The 12,476-nt window shown below is 69.6% G+C and carries 8 protein-coding genes; 1 reads left to right on the top strand and 7 read right to left on the bottom strand.

Features of this window, described 5'->3' with window-relative positions:
- Nucleotides 1-21: 21 nt before the first annotated feature.
- Nucleotides 22-552: a flavin reductase family protein gene (locus OG607_RS26630; protein ID WP_405728437.1), complete on the bottom strand. Its 531-nt coding sequence runs from the start codon at nt 550-552 to the stop codon at nt 22-24.
- Nucleotides 553-769: 217 nt separating this feature from the next.
- On the opposite strand from OG607_RS26630, the gene OG607_RS26625 reads away from it, so the two are divergent.
- Nucleotides 770-1,450, top strand: a complete 681-nt coding sequence (locus OG607_RS26625) for a FadR/GntR family transcriptional regulator (protein ID WP_405728434.1) — start codon at nt 770-772, stop codon at nt 1,448-1,450.
- 297 nt (nt 1,451-1,747) lie between these two features.
- Here OG607_RS26625 and OG607_RS26620 read toward each other — a convergent pair whose 3' ends face one another.
- The 6 genes from OG607_RS26620 to OG607_RS26595 are packed head-to-tail and all read right to left on the bottom strand — an operon-like array spanning nt 1,748 to nt 12,463.
- The gene (locus tag OG607_RS26620) at nt 1,748-2,698 is read right to left on the bottom strand and encodes a glycosyl hydrolase (protein ID WP_405728431.1); all 951 of its coding nucleotides are present in this window, start codon (nt 2,696-2,698) and stop codon (nt 1,748-1,750) included.
- A gap of 56 nt (nt 2,699-2,754) precedes the next feature.
- Entirely contained in the window at nt 2,755-3,756 is a 1,002-nt protein-coding gene (locus OG607_RS26615; RefSeq protein ID WP_405728428.1) for a LacI family DNA-binding transcriptional regulator, read from the bottom strand.
- Nucleotides 3,750-6,197, bottom strand: coding sequence for an alpha-L-arabinofuranosidase C-terminal domain-containing protein (locus OG607_RS26610; protein WP_405728425.1), 2,448 nt, complete (start codon nt 6,195-6,197; stop codon nt 3,750-3,752). The genes OG607_RS26615 and OG607_RS26610 overlap by 7 nt, the downstream gene beginning before the upstream one ends.
- A gap of 52 nt (nt 6,198-6,249) precedes the next feature.
- Nucleotides 6,250-7,560, bottom strand: coding sequence for an alginate lyase family protein (locus OG607_RS26605; protein WP_405728422.1), 1,311 nt, complete (start codon nt 7,558-7,560; stop codon nt 6,250-6,252).
- A 17-nt stretch (nt 7,561-7,577) separates the two neighbouring features.
- Nucleotides 7,578-10,931: an alginate lyase family protein gene (locus OG607_RS26600; protein WP_405728419.1), complete on the bottom strand. Its 3,354-nt coding sequence runs from the start codon at nt 10,929-10,931 to the stop codon at nt 7,578-7,580.
- The gene (locus tag OG607_RS26595; RefSeq protein ID WP_405728416.1) at nt 10,928-12,463 is read right to left on the bottom strand and encodes a glycosyl hydrolase family 28 protein; all 1,536 of its coding nucleotides are present in this window, start codon (nt 12,461-12,463) and stop codon (nt 10,928-10,930) included. Before OG607_RS26595 ends, OG607_RS26600 begins: the two co-directional genes overlap by 4 nt.
- Between the last annotated feature and the right edge of the window lie 13 nt (nt 12,464-12,476).

Raw genomic sequence — 12,476 nt, 5'->3', positions numbered from 1 at the left:
GTCCGTGGGGGAAGCGGGCGGTCAGCGCGCGCACGCGGCGACCGAGTCCCGGACGGTGTGCCGAGGGCGGCCGGCGTAGCCCGAGTGGGTTCCGAAGGTGCGGTATCCGTAGACGAGCGGCGGCGCGGGAGCCGTACGGGCATGGGTGACGGTGCCGAGCAGCAGCAGGTGGTCACCGCCGTCCACAGCTCGGGTCAGCTCGCACACCAGCCATCCTGGGGCGGTGTCGATGCGGGGCAGACCGTGGTCGAAGTGCCAGTCGGCGCCGGCGAACCGGTCGGCGCCCCGGCGGGCGAAGAGCAGGGCCAGGTCATCCTGGACATGACTGAGGATGTTGACGCCGAAGCGTCCGGTCGCGGTGATGCGAGACAGGACCCCCGAACCGCGGTCGAGGGCCACGGTGACCATCGGAGGCCCCAGCGACAGCGACGCGAAGGAGCTGACCGTCGTGCCGTAGGGGAGGCCTTCCGCCGTGGCGGTCACGATCGTGACCGGGGCGCAGACACCCGCCATGAGGTCGCGGAATTCCTGCTCGCCAAGGACGGGGACCATGGGATCTCCATTCATCATGATGATTATGGTGATGTTGCATCCCTGTTTCGGTGGTCGTCAAGAGGTGAGAAGGTAATCGCCATAATGATTAGAAGGTGCTTGGTCGAAGGGTGGTGGGGCTGTGGCGGCGCCGCGTGAGGGAGCCTGGGGCAGTCCCGGGGGCAGGGGTGAGGACCCTCCGGCGCTGCGCCGGTCCGACTGGGGTCAGGGCGGGGGGATGTCCCGGGCGGAGGTGGCCGCCGACGTCGTGGCGCACCTCGCCGCACGCGTCGCCGCCGGCACTCGGCTGGGCACGAAGGACGAGTTGCGGGCCCGGTGCGGCGTGTCGGTGGGCACGTTCAACGAGACGCTCCGGCTGCTCCAGGTGAGAGGCGTCGTCACCGTTCAACGAGGGCCGGGGGGCGGCCTGTTCGCCGCGGAGCAGACACCGATGGTGAGACTCGCCCATTCCGTCCTGGCGTTGGACGGCACGCAGGCGGACGTGACCGAGGCACTGCGCATCCGCGACGCCCTGGAACCTCTGCTGTGGCAGGACGCGTTGTGGCATGGTTCACCCACCGACGTGAAGGACCTGCGGGCCCTGCTCGGGCGGATGGAGGAAGCCGCCGAGTCGGAAGACGCCGAGGCCTTCGTGCGGGCCAACTGGCAGCTGCACACCAGAGTCGCCGACATCACGCCGAGCGCGCTCCTGCGCTCCCTGTACGTCGGTCTCCTCGAACTGGTCGAACGCCACGCGCTGGACGTCCGCCCGCAGGACGGCGTCGCTCTCGCGGCACACGTTCGCGACCGCTGCCGGCTGCACGGGGAACTGGTCGACGCCCTTGAGGAGCGGGACGAGGAGGCCGTCGCGCGACTCCTCAGGGATCACGACACGACGGGATCCGTGGGCATGGAGTGATCGCGGAAGATCTGCCGTAGCTCATAGGCACCTCGATGTACACGCCGTGCGCGAACGTCTTGCATGCGAGGACAAGTGTCCTGTTTTATCGAACGGGAAGCAAGAGTCCTGGGTCGCTGTCCACTGAGGGTTGTCCTGCCGCGTACCGAACCGAGCCCGGAGCAGGTCGAAGAGTCAGTCGTCGATCTGGGCTGCGCGTCTCCATGCACACGTTCGCCCGCAGCACTCCAGGAGCTGATCAACACCGTCGGCACCGGCAGACCTCTTGATCTCTCCTGCCGGTCTGACAAACCACCGTCATGCAGTGGCACCGGGCCCAGGGCCCAGATCGAGTCGGACGGGCTCGTCACGGTCGCAGTGCAGCCTGCCGTCGACGACGCGTGCCGTGGCGACCTGGAGGGAGGAGCGGCGGGTCGCGTAGGTGTCCTCGCCCTCGGCGGCGGTGCCGTCTCGGCCCGGGTGCGTGAAGTAGAAGACGTAGGCCGTCTCCCGCTGGACGACCACGTCCGCGTGGAGACCGATGGTCCCGTCGTCGGGACGGTGACCCGGCTTGTCCAGTATCAACCCCTGGTGCTCCCAGGTGGCAAGGTCGTCCGAGCGCAGCACGCCCTGGCCGCGCCACTCGTCGACGAGCATCCAGTAGTGGCCGCCAAGTTCGAAGACGTTGGGGCCCTCGTGCGGGCGGTGGCCGACCGCGAGGCCGGTGGGCCGCCACCGGTACAGGTCAAAGCTGTCGGCGGCGCAGGTGAGCGAACCGTGGACCTCGTCCTTGAACCACATCCGCCAGCCGCCGCCCGGCAGCGGGAACACGCACGCGTCGATGACGCGGTCGGCGCCGAGGTCCAGGGCGCCGTGGTACGTCCAGTCGAGCAGGTCGGGGCTGGTGTAGTGGCGGATCCGGGCGGCACCGTTCCAGTCGTCGCAGATGCCGCGGAGGTAGCTGACGTACATGTGGTAGAGCCCGTCGTGCCAGATGATCTCCGGCGCCCAGAAGGTGTTGTGCCCCCACTCGGTCTCCAGCCCCGTGAGGGTTCCCCGGTAGGTCCAGGTGCGGCCGCCGTCCGTCGACGCGGCCACGCCCAGGTCGGTGCCGTACACCCAGGAGACTCCGGGGCCGGGGGCAGTGGTGCGACGGTTGGTGTAGACAAGCCACCATTCACCGGCCTGACGGTTCCAGACGACGACCGGGTCGGCGGCTCCGTCGTGGATCGGGTCACGGAAGAGCGGAGCACGGGCCACGCGGTCCACGGAATTCTCCCTTGTCGTGGGCGGAGAGGTGAGACGAAGTGAAGCGAGAACGGTCCTCAGCCGCCCGTCGACTCCCGCGTCACCAGGGAGAAGTCTCCGATGAAGTCCTGGTGCCGGGCAGGGGGATCGGTCTGTTTGATGCGTCTGATCAGGAGGTCGACCGCGCGCTCGGCCATGCCGTCGTGGTCGGGGTCGATCGTGGAGAGCGAGGGGATGAAGAACTCGCTCTCCGTGACGTTGTCGAAGCCGATCACCTTGACCTGGTCGGGCGCCCGTATCCCGACATCGGCCAGGCCCCGCAGCACGCCCATGGCCAGGGAGTCGGTCACGCAGAACACGCCGTCGAAGTCGAGGCCACCCTCCGCCATCTCCCGCGCGCGCCCGGCGCCTTCTCGCATACCGAGCCTGTCCACCTGCTGGACCAGCGCGGGGTCCAACGGCAGGCCCGACTCTTCAAGGGCCTGCCGGTAGCCGGTGAGGCGGAGGCTGGAGGTGTCGATCTCCTCCACCTCCCCGCACAGGAACGCGATACGCCGGCAGCCTCGCTCGATCAGGTGGCGGGTGGCCGCCCGGGAGGCTTCGAGGTTGGGCATCGCGACGTGGTCGACGGGCGCGCCGAAGATCCGGTCGCCGAGGATGACGACCGGGTGGTCTACCCGAAGCTGTTCGGCATCGGCCTGTCGCATACCCGCGGCGGTCAGGATGATCCCGTCGTACAGGCGGTTGCGGGACAGGGACAGGGCGTCCAGTTCGTTGTCCCGGGAGGCGGTCTGCTCGACGCTCACACGCAGGCCCCGCCGCTCGGCGGCCGCGATGATGGTGGCAGCCAGCCGGCTGTAGTAGGGGCTGTTCACCTCGGGGACGGCGAGGCCGATGGTCCCGGTGCTGCCCTTGGCCAGATTACGGGCGGCGACGTTGACCCGGTAATCGAGCCGGGCCATGGCGTCGAGAACCTTCGCACGCGTCGAGCCGCGCACGTTCGGGTGATCGTTGATGACGTTGGAGACGGTCATCGGTGAGACTCCGGCCACCTTTGCGACATCTTTGATCGTTACCACGCTCGCCCCTGCTCTGCTGTCCCGGCACCCTCTCGCATGGTATGCGGCGGGTCCGTGCGCAGAACGGTGAAGGAGTGCGGCGGAACAGCGCAGAGGGGCCCGGTGATCCGGTCGTGCACGGGCGCGGCCGGGGCCGGGCCGAAGCGGCTGTCGGTGTCCGGGGAAACGGCGAGGGTGGTGCGCGCGCAGCCGGTGTCCCCGGCCACGTCCGTCGGCCGCAGGCGGACGGTGACAGGTTCTGGCGTGGTGTTGACGATCTTGATGATGACCTCGCCGGAGGCGCTGTCGCGGACGGTCGAGACGGCGAACACTTCCGGGTCCGGCCGGACGTCCTCGACGTCGTGCAGCAGCTCGCCGTCGCGGAAGCAGCGCACGCGCGGGCCGTCCACCTCCACCCGTAGGGCGTACCAACGGCCGCTCTCCACACCTTCGAGCACGCGCTCGCTGAGGTCTTCCGGCACGCCGTCGTCCAGACGCTGGAGCCATGTCGCCCGGTTGTCCCAGCCACCGAGCCGCCACTGGTAGTGATGCTCGGACGTCATCCCGCTGAACCGCAGGACGAACCCCTCGGCGCCGTCCGTCTTCCTCGCCCGCACCGAGAAGGCGTACGACGTTCCGCGCACCGCGTCCATGAGCAGCGGGCCGGCACCGGTTCCGGCCAGTGCCCCGCCAGTCAGGTCCCATGTCCCCGACTCCGTCCGCCAGTTGCGGAAGTCGGGGGCCGGCACGAGCCCACCGCCGACCGGCCCGCAGCGGACGTCGGTGAACTCGGCGCGCGTGTCGGGTCCGGTACCGATGCGGATGTCGTTCCGGTCGCTCGGTCGGACGGCCGGCGCTTCGGGCGCTCCGGTGACCGTGACGGGCAGCGCGGTGTCGCCCGAGTTCAGCGAATGCATCTGCTGGACGTGGTAATTGAGGGTAAGCCAGACGTTCGCGTTGTCGAAGTAGACCAGGTCGGGCAGCCACTGGGTGTGGCCGCGTTTGGCGAGCAGCGGGGCGTAGGAGGCAAGCCGGACGACGTCGCCGTTGCGCTCCATGCCGATCATGTAGAGGGCCTCGGCGAGGGCGCCGCGGCCGTCGTTGCAGTGGCTGCCGTACTCGCCGACGTACAGGTGCGGGCCGTGGCGGTCCATGCGATCGAAACGGCGGCTGTTCTCCAGGAGCCAGTGCGGGGACTTGTAGGAGTGCTCGTCGACGACGGGAAGGGCACGCTCGCGGGCGAACGCCCAGCCCTTCTCCCAGTCCTCGCCGAAGGTGGCCGGTCCGAGGGTGCCGATGACGGTGATCTCGGGGTGGTGCTCGCGCAGGGCGTCGTGAATACGGCAGAAGCGGTCGCGGAAGGTGTCGGTGATGGTGTCCTCGTTGCCGACGCCGAGGTATTCGAGACCGAACGGCTCGGGGTGTCCGGCGGCGGCGCGCACGGCACCCCAGGGCGAGTCGGCGGGGCCGTTGGCCCACTCCACCAGCGCCAGCACCTCGGCGACGTAGGCGTCCATCTCCTCGTCGGGGAGGCTGGCTTGACCGGTTACCTCGCTGTTCTGGCAGCAGACGGCGGCAGGCACGACGGGCACCGGCTTGGCGCCGATGTCCTCGCAGAACTGGAAGTACTCGTAGTAACCGAGGCCCATCGACTGGTGGTAGTGCCAGATGTTGAACTGCTGCCGACGTTCGTGCAGCGGGCCGACCGTCTCGGACCAGCGGTACATGTTGCCGAGCCCCTGACCGTGTGCCAGGCAACCGCCGGGAAAGCGCAGGAACTTGGGCTTCAGGTCGGCGATGGCCTGCGCCAGGTCGGCACGCAGGCCGTTCGGCCGGCCCTTGAAGGTGTTCTGCGGGAAGAGCGAAACCAGGTCCAGGTGGACGGTGCCGGGACCGGTCGCCGTGAGGGTGAGGCGGGCGTCCGGGTCGGTGACCTCGCAGGTGATGACTGCCGCATGACGTCTCCAGGAGCCGTCCAGCGGACCCAACTCCGCCTGTCCGTTGACGCGTTGGCCGTCCCGGCTCTCGATCCGCGCGACGAGCCGGTCGACGGCGCCCTCGGCCAGCCGGGCGAAGAGGCTGACGTCGTACGCCTCCCCCGCCCTGACCGGGATGCCGTCGAACCCCTCGTTGCGCAGGCCCGCACCGGCGGGTGTGGTGCCGGTCAGGACCGCGTAGTGCGGATTGGCGGGGTGCAGCGGGTCGTCGGTGGCGACCGTGAGCGATCCGGCGGCCCCGTTGCGCTGCAGCAGCTCCCAGGCGGTGAGGGAGTGCCACTCGGGCCGGTCGGCCGGGCCGTACTCGAAGGACCTGTTCTGCACGAGTTCGGCGTAGAGACCGCCGTCCGCCGCGTAGTTGAGGTCCTCGAAGAACGCCCCGAAAAGGTCGGGCGAGATGGCCGTACCCGGGGCCCGGGTGTCCACCTCCACGACCGTCTCGGCAGGGCGGCCGGATCCACTCATGATCGTCAACTCTCCTTGTTCTCCTGCTTGTTCCCCGAGCTCACCGGAACCGCTACTTGGCGTACATCAGTTGGCCGAAGCCGAGTTGGTCGTAGCCGCCGCTGGTGGAGCCGTAGTCGCCACCACCGCCCTCGATGCCGACGAGGTCGCTGGTCATGGCCGCGATGTACTTGTCGTCCAGGCCCTTGATCCGGTTGTAGTGGTAGTGGAGCATCGCCCACACCGGGCGGATGGTTCCGCGGCTGGCGGAGGAGATCGCGGTCTGCTCGTTGTAGGTGCAGCTGCTGCCGCTGCCCCAGCTGTAGGTGGTGTAGGGCACGTCCAGGCCGATGTTGTACTTGGCGACGTACTGGGCCGCCTTGAAGAACCGGTTGTCGTCGTAGCCGTACAGGTCGACGCCCTGGTTCCAGGCCATCTCGCAGAGCGCGCCCATCTGCCCCATCCCCATCACACTGTGGCCCTGGTCGCGGCCGGACTCCTGCCACTGGCCGAGCGCATAGCCGTCGTCGTCCGTGTACAGGTACGGGACCGCGTTGCCGATGGCTCCGTTGCCCACGCCGCTCTGGAAGTAGGTGACGGCCTCGTCGAACTTGTCGCCGTCCTCGCACAGGATGGCTATGGCCATTATCGAGGCCATGTTGCACAGGTCCCAGTTGGCCCAGTAGTGGCTGTCGCAGACGAAGTTGTGGTCGCGCAGGAAGCCGTGGTTGATGGGGTAGAACACGTTCAGCATCATCTGCTGGAACGCGTCCAGGTCGAAGGCGTCGTAGTCGCGGAGCAGTTCGCCGACGTTGGCGAACTGCCAGCCGTAGATGCCCGCGGCCAGGATCGCGTCCGTGCTGCCCGTGATCGTGGTCAGGGTGCTCGACCAGGCGTTGCAGATCGCGGCGGCGCAGTCGGCGTGGGCCGTGTCCCCGCTGATCAGCCAGCGCAGGGCGTTCTGGTAGGCGGCGGCGATGTCGTTGTAAAGGATCGCGTAGTTCTGGGTGCTGCCGCCGCGGTAGACGGTCTCCTGGGGGTTGGCCGTCCAGGTGGAGGCCGAGTGGGCGTTGGCGGTCAGGACCTGCCAGTCCGCGTACCAGGGGTCGATGCCGGCGGCTACCCTGACCCGGGCCCGGTTGATGTCGCCGGGATGGTGCAGGGCGCCAGGGTGGGTCCAGACGGACGGCGCGGCGGCGAGGGCCAGGTTGCGGACACCGTGCCGCTTCCCGGCTGCGTCGGCCGAGCCTACGGAGGCGGCGCCGAGCGCGCCGACGAATGCGGCTCCGCCGGCGGCACGCAGGATGCCGCGGCGGCTCAGCAGCTCGCTGCGGAGGGACTGCGGTGTGTCTTGGTCGAGTGGGGGGAGATCGTTGCGGCTCATGGAATGTGCATCTCCAATCAAGCGGACCCCGACCGGCTCTGGTCGGGGGTGATGCTGACTTGATCGAACTGCGTGGTGCCGAGGGCCAGCGGGCTGCGGGAGCAGACCACGAGACCCACGTAGTAGGGGGCGTCACAGAAGCCGGGGATGTCGCCCTCGGCGAGGGGGGTCCAGGTGACGCCGTCATCGGTGGAGGCGTAGGCGGTGAAGGCGGTCCCGACGCGCTTCAGCCGCAGCAGGCAGGGGGTGGTCACCGCACCGTTGCCCGTGAAGGCCGATCGTCCGGCCACCGTGGTGCGCAGCATGAGCTGTGCGGTGGTGCCGCCGGTGACGATCGCTCCGGCCGCCTGGTCGAACGGCGACAGGGACTTGGCCATCAGCAGCCCCACCCGGTCGGCGGTGGCGCCGGTGCGGGACACCAGGCGGGCGGTGACCTCGCAGTCGCCGGTGACGGGCCGTCGTACGAACTGGCCTGTCATTCCCTGGTTGTTGACCGTCAGGTCGGTGCCCGCGCCGCGGACGGTGAAGGTCCCGTCGGCGTACGAAGTACTGCCGGGCGTCGTGACCGCGACCACGCCGAGCGTCCCGAGGGCGCGGTCGTCGAGGACCACGTCGCCGAGGTCACCGTACGTCCAGGGGGTGGGCGGGGGTGTGCCGACGGTGAGGGTGAGCGTGCCGGTACCGTCGCCGGTCGCGTTGCCCGCGGTGGTGGTGACGGTGAACTCGCCGGTCTCGTTGGGGGTTCCGGAGACGAGACCGGTGCGCTTGTCGATGCGCAGACCGTCGGGGAGGCCGTCCGCGGTGAACTGCACGGGTTCGTGCGAGCCGCGCAGGAGGTGCCGGAAGGACATGCCCTTGTTGGCGAACGCGGTGGTGGCAGAGGTGAGTTGGGGGACGGGCGGGGTCGGCATCGCGGCGGAGGCAGGCTCCGAGAGCGGGCCGCGTCCGCCGGTGTTCGTCTTCGTGACGACGTAGTGGTACGTCGTCCCGGGCGTGCCGGTGGCGTCCGCGTACCGGATGCGGGCGCCGAAGCCGACGGGGCCGATGTGGGGCGCGATGGTGTGGTACGGGCCGTCGGTGTCTGTGGCGCGCAGCACCTTGTAGCGGGCGGAGAGGTCCGGGTCGGTCCAGGCCAGCTCGACGGCGTCCGTACCGGTGGTCGCCGTGAGGCCGGTGGCGGAGCCGACGGGGCGGGGCACGGACCACACCTCACCCCACGCCGAAGTCACGGTGACGTTGTCGAAGGCTCCGGTGCCGGTCTCGGCGTAGTCCTCGTCGACGCCGAGGCAGGAGGTGAGGACCAGGCCCGCGTACGCGTCACGCCCCAACTCGACCTCGGTGGTGTCGACTTCCGTCCAGTGGATGCCGTCCGGGGAGATCGCGCCGGTGCAGCGGCGGCCCTTTCGGGTCACCCGCACCCAGTACGGCGCCCGCAGCCGGTACCCGTCGCCCGCGCCCTCCACGTACGGGGCCTCCAGGGGCGTCGCCGATTCCGGCAGCGTGCCCAGACTGGAGATCGGGAAGGACGCGTTCAGTGTGATCGCGTCCTGCTGGGAGGGCGGCACCGGGGTGCTGCCGGTGGCGGAGACGTCCGCGCCGGCCGCGGGGCGTACCGTCCACACGCCGCTCCAGGTGTGCAACGGGAGTCCCTGGATCAGCATCGAGGCGTGGGCGGCGTCCGCGTCGAGCCCGGCCCGGACGGTGACGCCGATCTTGGAGTACTGGGAGCTGAGCGGCCACACGATCCGCGCGGTGACGGTGCCGTCGCCGCGCAGCGGGAGGTGCGCGAGCCGGTGGGTGTCGGCGGTTCCGGACGCCTCCAGGACGAACCGCTCGCCGTCGAAGGCGGCGGAGCCCGGGATCTTCACGTCGCCGACGTCCCGGGTGGCCCAGGGCTCGGGGAGGCCTGCGGTGGCGGTGGCGAGGCTCGAAGTCGCGCTGGCGCCCAGGGAGTTGGTGGCGGTGACGGTGTAGTGGTAGGTCCGCCCGGACCGCACGCCGTCGTCCGCGTACGACGTCCCGTCGACCGCCGACGCGATCTCCTCGTACAGCCCCCCGGGCCTGGTCGCCCGGCGGACGCTGTACGTCCTCGCCCCCACGGACGGCAGCCACGCCACGGTGACCTTCTCGCCGTCACCCACCGCCGTGACCCCGGCCGGCGCCGTCGGCGGGGTCGGCGTCGGGGCCTTGGTGCCGGCGTAGGCGAAGGTGCCGAAGCCGGGCAGGTCGTCGTTGCTGCCCTCGACGACCCGGGCACCGCCGGTGCCGCGGAAGACGGCCGCCTCGGTGTACGGGGTGTCGAGGCCGCGGACGCCTGCGTAGTGGGCGTAGTACATCTCGTAGATCGGGGGCAGGGCGCCGCGGACCTTCTCTGAGACGGTCGTCTTGATGTACTTGCCGGTGCGGTCGAGGTCAGGGGTGAACGGGACGTCGCCGCCGAGGTTGTAGCGGGCGACGTACTCGGCGTTGGCGAGGATGCGGTTGCCGTCGAAGGCCCACAGGTCGACGCCCTGGTTCCAGGCGACCTGTGCCGCGTCGCCCATCAGGCCGACGGCGAGCTGTTCGTGGGCCTGGTCGCGGCCGGACTCCTGGCCCTGGCCGGCGTCGGTGACGACGCGATGGAGCAGGCTGCCGTTGCCGGCGCCGGCCGCGGCGAAGCGCAGGGCGTCCTCGAAGAGGGTGCGTTCCTCGCAGAACACGCCGATGGCGAGGACGGACTGCAGGGCCGTCAGATCCCAGTTGCCGTTGGCGTAGAGCATGTAACCGGAGATCGCCGGATACCAGACGCGCAGGAAGGACTCCTCGCAGCGGGCGATGTCGGCGTCCGCCCAGCCGTCGTAGCCGGTGTGGCGGAGCAGTTCGGCCGCGTTGACGAACTTGAAGGCCTGGAGCCCGGCACCGAGCGGACCGTCCGCACCGGTGATCATGGTGAGGGAGGCCGACCAAGCGTTCAGGATGTCTCGGGCCTTGTCCGCGTGGGCGCGCTCGCCGGTGACACACCACATCAGCGCGTTCTGGTAGGCGGCTGCCGAGTCGGCGACGGCCTGGTTCTGGAAGTTGGTGGGGCCGCGACCCCAGGAGGTGATCTGGCCGGTGTTCTGGATCGCGTACGTCGACTGCGAGCGGGCATGGGCCGCGAACGCGAGATAGCCGTCGTGGACCGGCGACTCCTTGGCGGCCACCGCGGCCTTCATACGGGCCAGGTCGTCGGCGGTGTGCAGGAGGCCGGGGTGGGCGAAGCCGCCGGCTCCGGCTGCGTTCTGTGCGGCCGCCCGGGCGGCGCCGGGCGCGAGCAGTCCGCTCGCGCCCGCCGCCAGCAGGGCCGCCGTGCCGCCGAGGAAGCCCCGGCGGCTGGTGGCAGGGAGGTTCATGACGCGGCGGCCGCCTGGGCCTGGGCGGTGGTCAGGAACTTCATGTTGGTCACGTGCTCGTTGGCGTACCACTGCACGGTGTCGGTGGTGTAGTACCAGGTGGGCTTGCGCATCGTGTCGGCGATGACCACGCCGTTGACCACGAGGTTCTCGAAGGTGACGTTCTTGATGGCGTGGTCGGCGTCGTAGCCGAGGAACAGCGAGGGCTCGGCGTGGGTCCCGGTGTAGGTGAGGTTCTTGATGTAGACGTCCTCGATGCCTCGACCGGCCGAGGTGTTGTACTTCGTGTTGTACATGACCCGGAAGTTGAGGAGCTGGCCCCAGCGGAAGTCCTCGACCCGGACGTCCTCGATGCGGATGTTCCTGATCAGGTTGGAGTCGCCGGCGTTGAGGGCGACGCAGCCCTGGTAGTTCATCTGGGGCTCGCGGTGGTCGAGGACGTCGACGTTCTGGATGACGAGGTTCTCGATCATCTCCGGGTCGTCGCTGTTGCCGTGCGTGCCGACGTTGACCGGGTGCGCGACGTCCGCCCACAGGGTGGCGTTCTTGATGGTGATGTTGCGGGTGTCGCCGTACCACTCGCCGCGGTGGGCGTAGATGGAGTGGCAGTCGTCGGAGCTGCGCACGAAGCAGCCGTCGTAGGTGATGTTCTTGGAGCTGTAGAGGGGGAGGCCGTCGCCCCACTGTCCCCACGTGAAGACGCGGACCTTCTTGATGAGGCCGCCGTCGGCCTCCCCGCAGCCCAGGCCGTTGCCGAGCAGGATGACGTCCTCGACGCGGATGTTCTTGCATCGGGTGAGCTGGACGCCGCCAACGGTGCGTCTGGGCACCAGCACGCCGCGGCCCCGCAGGCATGACTTCTCGGCTTGGTCGAAGTTGATCTGCCCGATGACGACGGCGCCGCCCGCCAGGTAGACGGTCTTGCCGCTGGGGACGGTGAGGATGTCGCCGGGGATCGAGTGCAGACCGGGGCCGTAGTAGATGACGTCGGGGTCGTCCGCGGCAGGCACGTGGTGTTCGACTCGGTTGGTGAGGACGTGGAGGCAGTCGAAGATCTCGTCGTTGATCTGGACGACGACGTCCTCCGGTTCGTCGAGCGTGAACACCAGGGTGTCGCCGCCGAGTTCGGGTGTGATGCCGAGGGAGTCCGGACGCACCCGGGCCTTGGTGGTGCCGCCCTTGAGGTAGGTGACCTCCACCTCCACGGAGCCCTGGAAGTCGAAGTACACCATCGACGAGCCCCACACCTTGCCGGAGCCCGTGGTGGGGTTGATCTCCTTCGCACCCGGCGCATAGCAGGCAAGCGTCTGCCACTCGCCGTCGGGGGCGGTGCGCACCCGCACCTTGAAGCTTGCCTGGGTGGCCACGCCGGACGGTACCGGGTAGGTGACCAGCTTCGGCGCGGGGGTGGTGCCGTCGTCCGCCGTGTCGTCGGCGTGGGCCGCCGTGGCGGTCAGCGAGGACAGGCCGGCGGCGAGGGCGGCGGCTCCCGCAGCCTGGAGGGTTCTGCGGCGGGTCAGGTCCGTGCTCATGTGCGGCTCCTTG

It is taken from the genome of Streptomyces sp. NBC_01537 (assembly GCF_045040445.1).
Lineage (GTDB): Bacteria > Actinomycetota > Actinomycetes > Streptomycetales > Streptomycetaceae > Actinacidiphila.
The sequence above is the reverse complement of the archived record's forward strand: the minus strand, read 5'-3'. Positions and strand labels throughout refer to the sequence as shown.